Origin of the sequence: Haemophilus paraphrohaemolyticus, assembly GCF_002015045.1 — a bacterium.
Taxonomy (GTDB): domain Bacteria; phylum Pseudomonadota; class Gammaproteobacteria; order Enterobacterales; family Pasteurellaceae; genus Haemophilus_A; species Haemophilus_A paraphrohaemolyticus.
Window position 1 is genome coordinate 266,834 of record NZ_MUXX01000012.1, and the last position, 16,473, is coordinate 283,306.

The 16,473-nt window shown below is 39.3% G+C and carries 13 protein-coding genes, 2 tRNA genes and 2 pseudogenes; 12 read left to right on the plus strand and 5 right to left on the minus strand.

What is annotated here, in order from left to right; genetic code table 11:
• Nucleotides 1-19: 19 nt before the first annotated feature.
• Nucleotides 20-607, minus strand: a complete 588-nt coding sequence (locus B0184_RS06890) for a sigma-E factor negative regulatory protein (RefSeq protein ID WP_005708856.1) — start codon at nucleotides 605-607, stop codon at nucleotides 20-22.
• A 55-nt stretch (nucleotides 608-662) separates the two neighbouring features.
• On the minus strand, nucleotides 663-1,238 hold the full coding sequence (rpoE, locus tag B0184_RS06895) for an RNA polymerase sigma factor RpoE (RefSeq protein WP_005708892.1): 576 nt from the start codon (nucleotides 1,236-1,238) through the stop codon (nucleotides 663-665).
• 242 nt (nucleotides 1,239-1,480) lie between these two features.
• On the opposite strand from rpoE, the gene B0184_RS06900 reads away from it, so the two are divergent.
• From B0184_RS06900 to B0184_RS06935, 9 genes and pseudogenes are all read left to right on the plus strand, one after another.
• Nucleotides 1,481-2,506, plus strand: a complete 1,026-nt coding sequence (locus B0184_RS06900; protein ID WP_005708851.1) for a TrmH family RNA methyltransferase — start codon at nucleotides 1,481-1,483, stop codon at nucleotides 2,504-2,506.
• 116 nt (nucleotides 2,507-2,622) lie between these two features.
• Nucleotides 2,623-3,906: a glycine zipper domain-containing protein gene (locus B0184_RS06905; RefSeq protein ID WP_005708723.1), complete on the plus strand. Its 1,284-nt coding sequence runs from the start codon at nucleotides 2,623-2,625 to the stop codon at nucleotides 3,904-3,906.
• A gap of 111 nt (nucleotides 3,907-4,017) precedes the next feature.
• Nucleotides 4,018-5,589: an AAA family ATPase gene (locus B0184_RS06910; RefSeq protein WP_005708739.1), complete on the plus strand. Its 1,572-nt coding sequence runs from the start codon at nucleotides 4,018-4,020 to the stop codon at nucleotides 5,587-5,589.
• A 97-nt stretch (nucleotides 5,590-5,686) separates the two neighbouring features.
• Nucleotides 5,687-6,322 (plus strand): hypothetical protein, encoded by a 636-nt coding sequence (locus B0184_RS10750; protein ID WP_005708859.1) that lies wholly within the window; start codon nucleotides 5,687-5,689, stop codon nucleotides 6,320-6,322.
• A 120-nt stretch (nucleotides 6,323-6,442) separates the two neighbouring features.
• Nucleotides 6,443-6,821: pseudogene (locus tag B0184_RS10825) on the plus strand (PIN domain-containing protein).
• 139 nt (nucleotides 6,822-6,960) lie between these two features.
• On the plus strand, nucleotides 6,961-7,335 hold the full coding sequence (locus B0184_RS06920; RefSeq protein WP_078177654.1) for a transposase: 375 nt from the start codon (nucleotides 6,961-6,963) through the stop codon (nucleotides 7,333-7,335).
• Nucleotides 7,336-7,611: 276 nt separating this feature from the next.
• The gene (locus B0184_RS10670) at nucleotides 7,612-7,812 is read left to right on the plus strand and encodes a hypothetical protein (protein ID WP_208609339.1); all 201 of its coding nucleotides are present in this window, start codon (nucleotides 7,612-7,614) and stop codon (nucleotides 7,810-7,812) included.
• An 18-nt stretch (nucleotides 7,813-7,830) separates the two neighbouring features.
• Nucleotides 7,831-8,013 (plus strand): annotated as a pseudogene (locus B0184_RS10880) (IS3 family transposase); the annotation flags it as partial.
• A gap of 41 nt (nucleotides 8,014-8,054) precedes the next feature.
• Entirely contained in the window at nucleotides 8,055-8,261 is a 207-nt protein-coding gene (locus tag B0184_RS06935) for a PIN domain-containing protein (RefSeq protein ID WP_425268601.1), read from the plus strand.
• Nucleotides 8,262-8,364: 103 nt separating this feature from the next.
• Here the strand turns inward: B0184_RS06935 and B0184_RS06940 are convergent.
• From B0184_RS06940 to mfd, 3 genes are all read right to left on the minus strand, one after another.
• Nucleotides 8,365-8,440: transfer RNA gene (locus B0184_RS06940), tRNA-Gly, on the minus strand.
• A 20-nt stretch (nucleotides 8,441-8,460) separates the two neighbouring features.
• A tRNA-Leu gene (locus B0184_RS06945) sits at nucleotides 8,461-8,547 on the minus strand.
• Between the two features lie 167 nt (nucleotides 8,548-8,714).
• Entirely contained in the window at nucleotides 8,715-12,173 is a 3,459-nt protein-coding gene (mfd, locus tag B0184_RS06950) for a transcription-repair coupling factor (RefSeq protein WP_005710056.1), read from the minus strand.
• A 533-nt stretch (nucleotides 12,174-12,706) separates the two neighbouring features.
• On the opposite strand from mfd, the gene B0184_RS06955 reads away from it, so the two are divergent.
• The 3 genes from B0184_RS06955 (at nucleotide 12,707) to yoaA (ending at nucleotide 16,457) form a co-directional block, all read left to right on the plus strand.
• Nucleotides 12,707-13,639, plus strand: coding sequence for an ABC transporter permease (locus B0184_RS06955; protein ID WP_005709841.1), 933 nt, complete (start codon nucleotides 12,707-12,709; stop codon nucleotides 13,637-13,639).
• 2 nt (nucleotides 13,640-13,641) lie between these two features.
• Nucleotides 13,642-14,439, plus strand: a complete 798-nt coding sequence (locus B0184_RS06960; RefSeq protein ID WP_005709958.1) for an ABC transporter ATP-binding protein — start codon at nucleotides 13,642-13,644, stop codon at nucleotides 14,437-14,439.
• A gap of 86 nt (nucleotides 14,440-14,525) precedes the next feature.
• The gene (gene yoaA, locus B0184_RS06965; protein WP_005710022.1) at nucleotides 14,526-16,457 is read left to right on the plus strand and encodes a DNA repair helicase YoaA; all 1,932 of its coding nucleotides are present in this window, start codon (nucleotides 14,526-14,528) and stop codon (nucleotides 16,455-16,457) included.
• Nucleotides 16,458-16,473 lie beyond the last annotated feature (16 nt).

The following is a 16,473-nucleotide window of genomic DNA, read 5'->3' on the forward strand; positions in this document are numbered from 1 at the left end:
AATTTATTTATTACCTGAATTATTTTTGTAAATGTTTCTCTGTTACGGTTGAAGAGGTTTGTGCTTTCGCTTTTTCTTCATCGGTTAACGTCACATTTTGAGTACGGCGTTGGATTTCATAATTTTGCAATAATGAATCTAAACGATGTTGTTGTTGTTCAAGTTTTTCTGGGGTCACTAAATCTTTGCTTGGTGCATTGTAGCTTACCGCTTGAACTGCATTGCTAAATGGTATTGTTTGCAACGTAGGCTCAGTTTGAGCCACTTCTTCTGAGCTGTTCATCATATTCACACCTACAAGTGCAACTAAGCAAACAGATGCCGCAATCCCAGCTTGCATAATTGGGGTTGCCCAACGTTTAAGTTTCACCACTAAACCACGAGGTTTCTCTTGTGCAGATTCGATGGTTTCGTTCTCAAGCAAGGCTTCCATTTTGGCAGAAAAATCTGCACCGAGTAATACCTCTTCGCCTTGCATTACGTTTCGAATCGTATGATAGCTTGCCCATTTTGCTTTTAATTCAGGGCTATTTGTGAGCGTATCGGCAAACTCTATGCCATTCGCTTGCCCGTCCATATAAGCTGACAAGGTCTCTTTTTGTTGCATAAAAAACTCCAATTAACTTGAAATAGACGTGTTTCTCAACACAAATAATAGATAGTTAAGCTGCCATAAGCGGTTGAATTTTGGCATCAATCGTTTCCCTTGCACGGAAAATACGCGAACGTACTGTACCAACAGGGCAACTCATCACTTCAGCAATCTCTTCATAACTTAATCCTTCGATTTCACGAAGTGTGATTGCCATTTTTAATTCTTCAGGCAGATTCTCAATCGTTTCAAACACCACCCGTTTTAGCTCATTCGATAAAACTAAATTTTCAGGAGTGTCAGTTTCACGCAACTGCGTGCCAGCATCATAACTTTCCGCATCTTCGGCTAAAATATCTTCTTTGGGCGGTCTGCGACCTAATGCAGTTAAATGATTTTTTGCCGTGTTTACCGCAATGCGATAAAGCCAAGTATAAAATGCACTTTCGCCTCTAAATGAAGCTAAAGAGCGATAAGCCTTGATGAAAGATTCTTGCACAATGTCAGGAATATCATCACGGGAAACATAACGAGTAAGTAAACCAGCTACGCGGTTTTGATAGCGGACTACCAATAAGTTAAATGCTTTTTTATCACCTTGTTGTGCTTTTTCAACTAATTCTTGGTCGGTGATTTGTTCGCTCAATTTGCGGACTCCTAAATATATAATCAATTTATCTTAATCATCGCCATCTCTTTCACAGCTTTAGTGTGTCGTTTTTGGCAATAGTTCAAAAAAGTTTAAAAAATTTTCAAAAAGTATGTTTTTATGAAAATGTAAAGAAGAGCGATTTTACTGAATATCGGTAAAAGATCAAAATATATCAGTGTATTTTGGCTAACTTTGCTATAATTCGGCAAATTTTATCTCTTATATGGAAACCGATGATGAAACCTGTATTTAATGAACGCACGCCAAAATTCAAAACCACTGAAGAAAAAAGTTTTAAACGTAATGAACGATCTCAAGAATATTCAACGGAACGCCTGCAAAGATCGCCAAAAGGCAAACTGTCGCTTTCTCGCCAAAATCAGCGTATCAAGCCAGAAAACATTTACCCAACTGAAGCACGTAAAGCCAACGGGCAAGGGCAGGTAACAATTAATGTGAAACAATCTGCTTTTTTGCAAAAAGAGAAAAAAACCGGACCGCTTTCGCCTCGAGCACCAGAAAAAATCAAGAAAAACCGTGCGGAAGAGATGAAAATTTATGGCGAAAATAGTTGTTTAACCCTATTCGCACAACGCCCAACTTCAATTGTTCGCCTTTGGGCAACGGTAGAGGGTGCGAAAAAATTAGGCGATATGTTGAGTTATCTTGCTGAGCACAAAAAAGCTTATCACATCGTTTCTCGCGAAGAGATGGAAAAAGTAACAGGCTCAGAGCATCACGGTGATGTTTGTTTGCTTGTGAAGAAAAACCGCACTTACAGCTTGGAAGGCTACTTACAATTAGCACATGCCCAAGATTGCCTTGTATTATTAGATGGCGTAAACAACGCCCAAAATATCGGTGGCATCGTCCGCACCTGTGCTTTCTACAGTGTAAAAGGCATTATCAGCGAAAATGGCGAATGCTTAAACTCAAGCGCTGCCGCACGTGTTGCCGAAGGTGGTTTGGAGTTTGTCCATACACTTGAAACTAAAAATAAACAGATCGCCCTGCAACAATTACGCCAAGCGGGCTATCAAATCGTGCACCTCACCCGCCACAAACAAGCCCCATCCCTTTCAAAAGTGAAATTAGCGAAAAAAGTGGTGTTTGTATTAAGCGAGGTAGTTTCTAACGATATTGAATACAGCGAAGATACTACCGTGCAACTTTCTGTAAATAACCCTCTTGCAAGCGGATTGAATGTTGCGGTAAATGCCGGGGTGTTGTTGAATCAGTGGTATATGAGCCAAGTGTTATAGAAAAAGTAAGCGGTTAAAATTTGTAGAAATTTCTCAAAATTCCCTTCTGTGCGAATTAACTGTGCAGAAAACTTTGCTAAAATAGCCTCGAATTTTTCATGTTCGAGGCTATTTTTATGCAAGACAATTACACCACTTTTCAAGTAGAGCATATCGACCAACTTTTCAATAATCTTAAACAAGATGAAACCCAAAATGCATTGGCAGAACAAGCCGAAAATGCACTTTTTACGAATGATGAAGCGAAGAAAAATACCTTTCAAACTATTAATGCATTCTTAGATGATTATCTGATTAATGGTCGTCATCAGCCGATTGATCAGTGGCTGAAGTTCCGTTTTGATCAATATCCAGATATTTGGGAAAACGAGCAAGAAAAAATAGAGACAGCTAACACTATTATCAATACGATTGAACGTTTAACTGTCAATCAGGTGGAGTTAGAGAAACATCTCAATAAACGTAAAACTATTGAAAATTTTTATCAAAAGAAAATTGATACTTTATCTGAAGAATATCAACTTAATTCAACTGAACTTGCTCAAGAAGTAGATAATGCATTATCTGATGCAAATCGCAATTACTTTGGCTTTTTGACTGGGCAAGAAATATCCTTACCTATGGAGGATGAAGCACTCAATCAGAAAACGATTAAACGAGCTAAATTAAATGCTCAATTAAATTTGATGGGCTGGGGATTAAAAAGTGTAGGTTCACGTTTAGTAAATTCTTTTTTAGGCAAGAAAAATTTGTCTCACGGAGAAGAATTACAAAAAATTCTTCGTAGTGCTGTGGATACTGCTGAAAATAAAGGTGTACAAATTGCTGTTTCGGGTGGCGTGGTGGTTTCTGCTAAAAAAGGTTGGATTAAAGATGCTTTCGCAGGCTTAGATAAACTGGAAAAAGTTGTAGGCAAAGCAGGGAGTGTATTAAGTCGCGTGCAAGATTTAACTTTGAGTGTTGCTAATGGTTGGGATGACATTCGCTTATTTGATCGGGTTGAGCGAGGTGTACTAAAGGCAGCGGATGTGGCGGCAGAGAAAGCAAAATTTGTTGTTGCTCAAACGATTACTAATTTAGAACAGAAAGCCGATCTTTTCTTGCGTAAAAATGGAGCAAAATTAGGTGCGAAGATAGGAGCTACAGTCGGTTCATTAGCCGGTCCTGTTGGTACGGCTATCGGTAGTGCGGTTGGCGGTTTTCTTGGTGAAAAAGTTGGCGGTTTGGTCAGTGATAAAGTTGTTAAACCTGTGGCAGAAACAGCCAAGAAAGTAGCGGATAAAGTGATTGATACAGTGAAAGATACAGTAAAAACAGCGATTTCTAAGGGAAAAGAACTTGCTCAAAATACTTGGAATGCAGTAAAAGAAAGTAAATGGAATCCTTGTAATTGGTTTTAATGGATAGGGTGTGTGGATTTGTTAAAATCCACGTATGCTTTGCAAATTACTTTTAAATATACACTGCTTGCGTGAGTGACATTTCATTTCACATACCCTACGAGGAAAAATATGAAAGAACAAAATTTAACACAACAAATTATTGATTATATTCAAGCAGGCTACACTGCCTTTTATTTAAAAACAACCGAATTAGCTCGTGCGGATAGATTAATTAGTGAGGTGGCTAATCAGCTTCGATTTAATGTTATTGAATATAATTTAGCTTATGGAAGAGTAAAGTTTGAAAACAAAGAAATTATTGATGACAGTCTAACGAGTTTTGAGAAGATTTTTAATCATCTTCGCCATGAAGATTTAGAAAATAACTTAATTTTAATTAAAGATGCCAAACTGGGTTTGGAAAATAACTCTGTGGCATTAGCTCGTTTAAAATACCTATTAGATCAGCTAAATTTTTATAAAGGCGAATGTGCGGTAATTTTACAATCTGCCGATGTGTATTTGCCGAATGAAATTGAACCGCTTGTGACTCTTTTAGAATTGCCATTACCAGACCAAAACCAAATACAAGTGGTGTTAAAACAAGAAAATATTGCTAATGAATTAACAGATCGATTAATTACTGCACTTTCTGGTTTAAATGAATTAGATATTCAGCAATTATTAAATTTACTCAAAAATAAATATAGTGAATTAACTGTAGAAAATGAAAAAGTCATTCTTACTGAAATTCAACAGCAAAAAGAGCAAATTATTGCGAAAAGTGGTGTGTTGGAAATGGTGAAAGTGAATGAAGAAATTGAGGATATCGGTGGTTTAGAAAAGCTCAAAGCGTGGTTGCAAGATCAAAGCTATATCGTCAAAAATCTTCAAGCTGCAAAAGAGTTTGGCGTAAAAGCTCCAAAAGGGACATTAATTGCAGGGATGCCAGGTTGCGGCAAATCATTGACCGCAAAAGCGGCTGCAGCATTATTCCAACAACCGTTGTTGCGTTTAGATATTGGTTCGTTGCTGGGTAAATATGTGGGTGAAAGCGAAACCAATATGCGAAAAGCGTTAGCGATGGCAGAAAGCATCAGTCCGTGCGTGTTATGGGTAGATGAACTCGAAAAAGCTTTTGTGGGAATGACGGGCAACAATGCCTCTGAAGTCAGCTCTCGTCTATTGGGTTATTTCTTAACGTGGCTACAAGAGAAAACTGCACCAGTATTTATTATCGCAACTGCCAATGATATTACCGCACTTCCACCTGAATTATTACGCAAAGGGCGTTTTGATGAGATTTTCTACGTAGGTTTCCCAACCAAAAAAGAGCGGAAGAAAATTATTGAAATTCATCTTGTCAAAGCTAAACAAGATGCAAGCCAATTTGATATTGAGGACTTAGCCAAAGAATGTCGAGACTATGCGGGTGCTGATATTGAAAATGCGATTTTTGAAGCCGTAAAAAAAGCCTTTATTCAGCAAGGGGAACTTACTCAAGAGTTATTATTAGAGGCGATTCGTAATACCACACCATTACGTAAAACATTAAAAGATAAAGTGGGTGAATATGAGAAAAAATTTGATGAATTGTATTTATCGCCAGCGTCTGAAAATGATGATTTAAGTATTCCGCAAATGATTAAAATGGCGGAAGATACTAACTATTTAGAACGTTTAAAAGTGGCTAAACAATGAAGACGTTACTGAAGAAATTTTAGAAAGACTTGCAAAAGATGAGAATTTAGACGTTAGAATAGCAGTATTCTCAAATCCACGTTGTCCAGCTAAGTTAGTGAACTGGAAATTACAATTAAATGAAAAAGATAAAGATTTTGATAAAGATTTTAGAGATATTTTATTGTTTAATCCAAATGTTTCCTTTGAATTGGCTATTGAAAAATACCCAACATTTTTAAATATTTTAAGTTGTAATTCTGGATTAAAAAATAAAGAAACACAAAATATATTATTTAATTCTGGACGAGATGATTGTATCAAAGTTCTTGTTCAGAGTAGATTTATTTCTGAGGAAATTCAATTTAAGATACTTGAACTCAATAATTATAAATATAAAGATCTTTTATTAAAAAATCCTAGTTTATCTTTTAGAGTTAAAGAAAAATTAGATAAAGAGAGAGAAAGCTTGCAAAAAGCAGAAGATAAATTACAGAGAGAAAAAGAAATGTCTTCTATAGCTGCGCTTGGCTCCGTATCAGAACAACTAGCTTTAGCTAGAAGTAATACTATTAATCAACAACAAATTCAGGATTTATATAAGTATTCTACAGATCCTAAAGTTTTAAGAGCTCTTTATTTGAATTCTAAAACACCAGAGCGTATTAGAGAAAAACTTAGAGATAATTGGGGGGAAACATATCTAGAAAAAAGAAGGGAAAATCGATATTTCGCTTTTAACTCGTTCTCGTAGCCAGCAAAATTGCAGAAGGTCTTTGAATTGTTGTTTACGATTCAGTGTGATGAAGATTTTTATCATAAAAAGAACGCGTTCAAGAAGTGGCTACATGAGATTCTTTTGAAGATATTTATAATGTATATGTTAGATACTAATACAGTGAGCTATTTTTCCGTAAAGTGCCTTCTGTGGTAGAACGATTAAGGCAGCTTAATCCTGAAATCCTCTGTATTTCTCTGTTACCACCGCTGAATTATTTTATGGTGTGGCAAAGTGTAATAATCAGCAACTTTCACTGTTTCTAGATACATTTTTATCTGAGATTTCTATTGTAGAATGAGATACGAAAACTGCTGAAATTTATGGCAAGCTAAGAGCTGAAATGGAAAAAGGAGGAAAAGTAATGGGCGTTCAAGATCAGATGATTGCTGCTCACGCTTTAGCTAATGAGAGTGTTTTAGTCATGAGTGATAAAGCTTTCGAGTTTTTACCCAACTTGATTTCAGAAAATTAGAGTAGTGTTTAATTTAGCAAGCAGCCAAATTTCGCAAAAGTTTTACAGAACTTGGTCGTTTTTATTTCATTCCGCGTTCTGTTGGTATTGAAAGTGAACTGCACCCCAAAACCTGGACACCTAATTTGAGGTGCAGATTATGTCTTACTCTTATCAATTTCGTTTGAAAATTATCAAACTCGTCACCGAACAGGATTATAGTATCCGTGAGGTGGCTAAACTTCATCAAATTTCCCATGCTCTCGTCATTTATTGGCTAAAAGCATTTCGAGAAATAGTGCTTGATGGCGTAAAATCGCCTTATACAAACCTTTACCCCCCGAAAATAGTGAAGCCAAAGATGAAAAAGAAAGACATTGAAATTCCAGAAACCACGGACTTTTCACCTAAAGCGTTTAAAAAGCTGCAGCGAGAGCTCGCCTTGGCTCGTGCGGAGATTGCTTACCTAAAGGAGTTGGAGGCGCTCGACCGTCAAAAACAACGACAGAAAAAAGAAAAATCATTGAAAGATTGAAGCCAGACCATGCGTTAAATGATTTACTTCATGTGTCTAAAATGCCTTGCTTAAGCTTTTATTATAAAGAGGTTAAGAGAAATTATCACGAGGTAAAAGAGGCTATCTTATCGCTGTATAAAAAGAACAAAAACCGAGATGGTTATCGCCCAATGACACTCAAATTACGCCAAAGGGGTTTAATTTGAATCATAAAACGGTGTTAAAGCTGATGAACGAGTTAGGTATTCATTCCATTTTACGCAAGAAAAGCTTTATTTTTCACTGTTGATGGACTTGGCTAACCGAGAAATTATTGCCTATAACTTTGCGACACGCCCGAAGTTTTCATCGGTAAAAAAGAGGTTAGAACAAGGGCTTAGTCGGGTTAAACCGACAGAATGCCCGATTATTCATAGTGACCAAGGTGTATTGTATGGCACGGAGGAATGGGTAAAGATGTTGGAGGGTAAAGCGGTTCAAAGTATGAGTCGCTGAGTAAATTGCTACGATAATGCGGTGATTGAAAGTTTTTTTGCGATACTAAAATCAAAGTGTTTTTACTCACGGACTTATCATTCAATTGCTGAATTACAGGCTGAAATTGAAGAATATTTAGTGTATTACAACCAAAAACGAATTAAACTTGGTTTAAAAGGATTGAGCCCAGTGCAATACCGAGCTCAATATTTAAGTTAACTAACCTGTCCAACTTTTGGGGGGCAGTTCAGGATAAGTTAATCTTTGAGGAAATAACTTTTGATCGTCTTTCTGCTGTTATGTCTGGAAAAATTCGAGCAAATTTAAGCAAACAAGGCACGCCAATTGGTCCTTACGATATCATGATCGCAGGGCAAGCTGTGGCACATAATTTGATTTTGATTACACACAATGTAAAAGAATTTCAACGTGTTGCAGATTTAAAAGTCGAACATTGGATTAGCTAAATACGCTTTGTTTTGAGTATTTAATAGAGTAGAGTATAAGAGCCAGAATTTAGATATAAAAAAGCACATTAAGGTGCTATCATTTATTTTCTATTGAAAGAAATGGAGCGGGAAACGAGGCTCGAACTCGCGACCCCGACCTTGGCAAGGTCGTGCTCTACCAACTGAGCTATTCCCGCATAATTTTAGTTATTTTAAATGGTGCCCGAGGCCAGACTTGAACTGGCACGCCCCGAAAGGCGAGGGATTTTAAATCCCTTGCGTCTACCGATTCCGCCACTCGGGCAACGTTTAAATTATCAGCGTTGCTAACTGATGGGGCGTATTATAGAGATTTCCGTTTTGCTGTCAAACAGATTTCTTTTGATTTTTTTAGAAAACACTTCAAGTGGTTTGTTTTTAGGCATATCTTGCAAATTTTCGCCAAAAACATACCGCTTGAAGTATGCTTTCTTATTTTGCCAATGTTTCTACAAGCTCAGTAACGAACTGCAATCGCGCTTCATTGTTTTCTAATGGCTTTGTGAATTTAAATTTTAACGGCCCATCAAATTTATAAGCCGTTTTATCTTGCTGAATCAGTTGCAAGAATTTCATCGGGTCAGGCGTGGCGGTTGCTTTAAATTCTAAGAAACCACCGTTGATGCTCGCTTCAATTTTCTTTAAGCCCAATGTTTTCGCTAAATGGCGAATTTGGGTAATCTGGAATAGATTTTTAGTTGCCTCTGGCAATAATCCAAAACGGTCGATGAGTTCAACTTTTAACTCTTTCAATGCCTCCCCATTTTCCGCACTCGCAATGCGTTTATAGAACGATAATCGCATATTCACATCTGGCACGTAATCATCCGGCAAGAGAGCAGGAATGCGAAGATCAATCTCCGTTTGATTTTGGGTAATTTCATCCAAACTCGGCTCTCGCCCTTCTTGCAACGCTTTCACTGCATTTTCGAGTAAGTCCATATAAAGTGAGAAACCGATAGACTCAATCTGCCCGCTCTGTTCGCTTCCTAACAATTCACCAGCCCCGCGGATTTCCAAATCGTGGGTAGCCAATACAAAGCCAGCACCTAAGTTATCAATCGAACTTAAGGCTTCCAAACGCTGTTGCGCATCTTTGGTCATCATTTTCGGATGCGGTGTGAGCAAATAAGCGTAAGCCTGTTGATGCGAACGTCCTACTCGCCCACGTAGTTGATGCAATTGTGCTAAGCCAAATTTATCCGCGCGTTCAATAATGATGGTATTTGCGGTTGGTACATCGATCCCTGTTTCAATAATGGTCGAGCAGACCAAAATATTAAAACGTTGATGATAAAAATCACTCATCACCCGTTCGAGTTCACGTTCACGCATTTGCCCGTGCCCGATGATAATGCGTGCTTCTGGCACAAGTTCTGCCAATTTCGAAGCGCAATTTTCAATCGTTGCGACATCATTATGTAGGTAATAAACTTGCCCGCCACGCAGAATTTCACGCAGAATTGCCTCGCGAATAATCAAATCATCGCTTTGTCGTACAAAGGTTTTAATTGTTAAACGGCGTGCAGGTGGGCTGGCGATAATCGACAAGTCTCGCATGCCATTTAATGCCATGTTGAGCGTACGTGGAATCGGTGTTGCGGTGAGCGTAAGAATGTCAATATTCGCACGCAACTGCTTGATTTTCTCTTTCTGACGCACGCCAAAACGGTGTTCTTCATCAATCACTAACAAGCCTAAATTATGGAACTGCACATCTTCTTGCAACAATTTATGCGTACCGACCAAAATATCAATTTTCCCCTCAGCCACTTTCTGCAAAATCTCTTTTTGCTCTTTTGCGGTTTTAAAACGTGAGAGCACCTCAATATTGATCGGATAATTCGCAAAACGATCTTTAAAATTATCAAAATGTTGTTGAGCGAGCAGCGTAGTCGGAACCAAAATCGCTACTTGTTTATGGTTCATTACTGCAAGAAATGCGGCACGTATTGCCACTTCGGTTTTACCAAAGCCCACATCGCCACACACCAAACGATCCATTGCTTTCGGTTGGCACATATCGCTCACAACGGCATTGATCGCCAATTTCTGGTCTTCAGTTTCCTCAAACGGGAAAGTTTGGCTAAATCGCACATATTCTTCTCGGTTATACTCAAAAGCAAAGCCTTTTTGCGATTCACGTTTGGCATAAACATCGAGCAATTCTGCTGCCACATCACGGATTTTCTCCGCTGCTTTTTGGCGAGATTTTGCCCAAGCTTCCGAGCCTAATTTATGCAATGGTGCAGTTTCATCCGCCCCGCCAATGTAGCGAGAAATCAGATGCAATGAAGCAACAGGCACATAAAGTTTCGCTTCGTTGGCATATTCTAGCACTACATATTCCGCTTTCACCCCGCCTGCATCAAGCACAGTTAAGCCTGCATAACGCCCCACACCATTTTCTAAATGTACTACCGCTTGCCCGATTTTAAGCTCGGCAAGATTACGAATCAGCGTATCAGGGTTTACTGTTTTGCGTTTATCGGCTGATTTTGGTTGATGCACACGTTCGCCCAATAAATCCGTTTCGCAAATGATTGCCAGATTTTCACCGCTTGTTTCTTCTGCATTTTCAATCACAAAGCCTTGATCGAGAGCTGAAATCAGCAATGAAATTGGCTCTTTGATCTCATTAAGCGTTTTCATTTGTTTTGGTTTGAGCTTAAGCGGTGCAAGCAAATCCTGTAATGTTTCACGTCTGCCTTCAGTTTCCACTGAAAAAATAATGTTGCCATTAAATTTTTTACGGAACTGTTCAAAATTGTCAAATGGATTTTTTAAATGCGGATTGATTGCCAAATCAGGTAATTTTGCCACATTTAAATTGCTTTTCGCTGCACTTTTGCGTACTTTTTCTGGAGTGAGCGTTAAGCGTGGATAGCCCTTCAACAAGCGGTTGATTTCTTCCAACGAAAACCAAAGTTTGTTTGGTTCAAGTAACGGGCGCATCGGATCAATACGATTTTCAAAGCGTTTTTGTGCATCTTGGCGGAATTGTTCCGCTTTCTCTTGCAAGCCATCAAAGGTGATAAACAGTGAATTTTTCGGTAAATAGTCAAACAGGCTTGCCATCTCCTCAAAAAAGAGCGGTTGCCAATACTCAATGCCTGCATTCAAAATACCTTTGCTGGCTTGATGATAAATGTGCTCTGGCTCGTGGCGAATATTGGCAAAGGTTTCGCGGAATTTGCCACGAAAAAACTCAATCCCTTTGCTATCGGTTGGAAATTCGTGTGCAGGTAAAAGATTGATTTCAGGAATTTCGCTAATTGTGCGTTGCGTGTCTACATCAAAAGTGCGGATGGAGTCAATCTCATCATCGAAAAAATCCAAACGAAATGGCTGAGTTGCCCCCATTGGGTAAAGATCGAGCAACGAACCACGCACCGCATATTCGCCGTGTTCCAAGACCTGTTCTACCGAGCGGTAACCTGCATTTTCAAGCTGCAAACGTAATTGTTGAATGCTAGTTTGGTCGCCTTTTTTAATCAATAAAACGTGATTAGCCAAATAACTTGGCGGACAAACTTTCTGCAAAAGCGTGCTAATTGGTAGCAAAAAAATCTGTTTTTTGCCTTGTTGCAATTGATAAAGAGCCGAAAGACGAGCGGAAATAATCTCTTGGTGAGGAGAAAAATTATCGTAAGGCAGCGTTTCCCAATCGGGGAACATTGCTACAGGTAGCTTGGTAAAGGCTGTCAATACTTTTTCAAGGCGAAGTGCGGTGCGGGTGTCTGGCGTAACTACCACAGTAACGCCTTGAAATTGCTCAGAAGATTGTGCAATAACGAGTGTGTCAGAATGCCCGATAATATTGCCAAGCGTTTGGTGATCTTGATGTGTTGTGTCGGTTTTAGGTAATGAGAATTGGAGGTTTGTGTGCATAGATGTAATTTATTTAAACGAGAGAATGCTTGTAGTTAATTATCTTTGAATTTCGATTATAGGTCTACAAGATTAGTTTTTGGTTAGTGTTTATTTTAAAAACTATTTAATTGATTCTTATCAATAGGATGAGTTTAAAATTTATTATATAACTTATTAACTCATTAACGGCATTGGAATTTTCAGTGTAGGACATTAAATATCTACTTAAGAAAATAAAACTTATGAAAAATCAACACTCTGGCTTTATCAGATAACCCATTTCAGCAATAACCATTGCTCTATATTCTACATTAACATTTTCTCAAACAGCTTTTGCAGATCCGCTTTCAGAAGAGCAATTTAATGCATTTGCAACACTGTATTGATCGTATGGACAAACGTGTCGATGCAGGCACAGCGTCTACGATTGCACAAGTAGAGAATCCTCAAGCATCTAAACCAGGTGCAAGCGGTTAAATTTGCGAGAAAAATTGCAAATTCCTGTGAAATCTCCTAAAATTATCGTACTAGTTTAATAGTATGGTTATACAATGGATATTCTCGTTCACTTTCTCCAGCCGTTTTTAAGCAATATCTCTTGGATTGGAGCGTTGGAGCTTGGTTTGATTTATGCTCTTGTTGCTTTGGGCGTGTTGATTTCTTATAAAATTTTAGATTTCCCTGATTTAACTGCAGATGGTGCTTTCCCTTTAGGCGGAGCAGTTTGTGTGGTTTGTATCTTGCAAGGTCTAAATCCTTGGACTGCGACACTTTTAGGTACGTTCGCGGGTGCATTGGCAGGTGTGATTACGGCAAGCCTTTACATTGGCTTTAAAATCGAAAAATTACTTTCTAGTATTTTAATGATGATTGCTCTTTATTCCATCAACCTTCGCATTATGGGAATGCCGAATCTTGCCTTACTTGGCGAAGCGACCATTTATGATGTGATGCCAATTGAAGATGATGTGCAACTTGCATTGGTGCGTTTGTTGATGGCGTTTTTTGTGGTGATTATTGCCAAAATTTTATTTGACCTTTTCTTCTCAACTCAAATAGGCTTGGCTGTAAGAGCGACAGGCACTAATACCAGAATGGCAAAAGCACAAGGAATTAACATCAATAAAATGACCATTTTAGGAATGGCAATTTCTAACGGTTTAATTGCATTAGGGGGCGCATTATATGTACAAAGCAACGGTGGTGTAGATATTTCCATCGGTGTGGGCACGATTGTGATTGGTTTGGCAGCAGTGATTATTGGTGAGGCACTTTTCTCAGCCAAAAGGATTATCTGGCTAACCACTGCTGTAGTCATTGGCTCGGTGTTGTATCGTGGTTTTATTGCATTAGCCTTAAATAATGAGGCGTTAAATTCGATTGGTTTTGGGCCACAAGATCTGAATTTAATTACAGCACTTTTGGTCGTTCTTGTGTTAGTATTACCAAAAATAAAACAACGCTTTTTGGCAAAACGAGGTTAATGATGATTGAGCTTAAAAATGTATTCATTACCTTCAACAAAGGCACAGCCATTGAAAATCCTGTATTAAAAGGCTTGTCATTAACGGTTGAGCAAGGCGAGTTTGTTTCTGTGATTGGTAGTAACGGAGCTGGGAAGTCCACAATGTTAAATGCGATCAGCGGCGATTGTTCGGTAGATAGCGGTGAGATTTTAATTCAAGGTCAGAATGTGAATCAGAGAAGCAGCTGGCAACGTGCGAATCGCGTCGCTCGCGTGTTTCAAGACCCAATGGCGGGCACGTGCGAAGATTTAACCATTGAAGAGAATATGGCGCTTGCCTATCAGCGCGGGCAAAAACGTGGCTTTTCATTTGCTATTAAACGTCAGCAACGTGACATTTTCCGTGAAAAATTGGCTTTGCTTGGTTTAGGCTTAGAAAACCGCTTAACAGACCGAATGGGGCGTTTATCGGGCGGTCAGCGTCAAGCAGTGAGCTTGTTGATGGCATCTCTTCAGCCTTCAAGCATTCTTTTGTTAGACGAGCATACGGCTGCACTTGATCCGAAAACGACTGATTTTGTGATGCAACTGACCGATAAAATTGTTCGCGAACAAAAACTCACGACCTTGATGGTAACCCATTCGATGAAACAAGCGCTGGAATATGGCGACCGTACGGTAATGTTACACCAAGGACAAGTTGCGTTTGATGTGTCTGGCGAAAAGCGTAAACAAATGGATGTGCCCGATCTATTGCAACTTTTCCAACAAAACCGCCGCGAACAATTAGCGGATGATGGATTGCTGTTGGGTGTTTAATTTATTAATTAAGAAATTGTAGCAACTGTGTTGCTCTTAGCGTAGGGGCGTGTTGAACACGCCCTTTTATGATCTAGATAAATACGATGAAATACACAGACAAAATTGACCATGCTTTCAGTAAAGATGGTTGGTTAAGTACCAATATTCAAGGCTTTCGCCCACGAGCTGCCCAGCTTGAAATGGCACAAGCGGTCGGAAGAGCAGTAAAATTTGCAAGCCCTGTAGTAGTAGAGGCTGGGACAGGTACGGGGAAAACTTTTGCCTATTTAGTGCCTGCCTTGCTTTCGGGCAAGAAAACAATTGTTTCCACAGGCTCAAAAAACTTACAAGATCAGCTGTTTAATCGCGATTTGCCTACCATTCAAAAAGCCTTGAAATATAAAGGCAAGGTCGCCTTACTGAAAGGGCGTGCGAATTACCTCTGTTTAGAACGTTTAGATCAGCTGATTGCGATGGGTGTGGCAGGCGATCGTTCGGTGCTTAATGATCTTTCAAAAGTTCGAAAATGGCATCAATCCACTAAAACGGGCGATTTAAGCGAATGCACGACGATTGCCGAAGATAGCCCGATTTTACCGCAATTGGTCAGCACAACAGAAAGCTGTTTAGGTTCAGACTGCCCGAATTATAAAGATTGCCATGTGGTACAAGCACGCAAAAAAGCGATGGATGCGGATATTGTAGTTGTCAATCATCATCTTTTTTGTGCGGATATGGCAGTGAAAGAAACAGGCTTCGGTGAGCTGATTCCTGAAGCTGAGTTAGTGATTTTTGACGAAGCTCATCAGCTGCCCGATATCGCCAGCCAATATTTTGGACAATCGCTCACCTCTCGTTTGCTTTTCGACCTTTGCAAAGATTGCAACATTGTTTACCGCTCGGAGTTAAAAGATTTAGCCCAGCTTGGTAAAGCAGCGGATCATTTACAAAAAACCGTGCAAGATTTCCGTCTCTTAATGGGAACAGATGGTCAAGTTCGAGGTAATTTACGCGAGTTATTTGCTGATCAAAAAGTAGTAAATGGTTTAACCAAAATCAGCGAAAACATCGACTTTTTGATTGAAGTGATCAAAAAATCGCTTGGGCGTTCAGAAACGTTGGATAAAATTTTTGAGCGATTAGCGGAAGTGAAAGTACTTCTGAAAAAATTTGGCGATACCACAGTAACAGGCTATTGTTACTGGTATGAAGCTAATGGGCGTTCATTTGGTTTACATATTACTCCATTAACGGTGGCGGATAAATTCAGCGAACAGATGAAAACATTACAATCAGGCTGGGTTTTTACTTCTGCAACGCTTGAAGTTGGTGGAAGTTTCGACCATTTTTGCTATCGTTTAGGCATTACAAATGCAGAACAACTGGTGTTGCAAAGCCCGTTTGATTATGAACAACAATCACTGCTTTGCGTGCCTCGTTATCTACCTGATAGCAATAAATCGCATACGCTGACAACGCTTGGTGAAATGCTTAAGCCTGTGATTGAAGCCAACAAAGGGCGTTGTTTTTTACTTTGCACCTCTTATTATATGATGCGAGGGTTTGCCGATTATTTGCGTGAGCATACCAACCTGAATGTATTACTGCAAGGCGAAACCAGCAAAGCAAAACTACTCGAAAAATTCGTGAAGGAAGAGCATTCTGTGCTAGTGGCTACTCAAAGTTTCTGGGAAGGTATTGATGTGCGAGGTGATGATTTATCGCTGGTAATCATCGACAAACTGCCGTTTACTTCGCCTGACGAACCGCTTTTTAAAGCAAGAATGGAAGATTGCCGTTTACAAGGTGGCGATCCGTTTAACGATATTCAAATTCCCGAAGCGGTTATTACCTTAAAGCAAGGGGTAGGGCGATTGATTCGCGATGTCACCGACCGCGGGGTAGTGATCATCTGCGATAACCGCTTGGTAATGCGCAACTATGGTGCAACCTTCCTCAAGAGTTTACCGTCTTCAAAACGGACACGAGATTTAGGGAAAGTGATGGATTTTCTAAAAGCAAAGAAAAATGCATAGATTGCAAAGTTAGTTT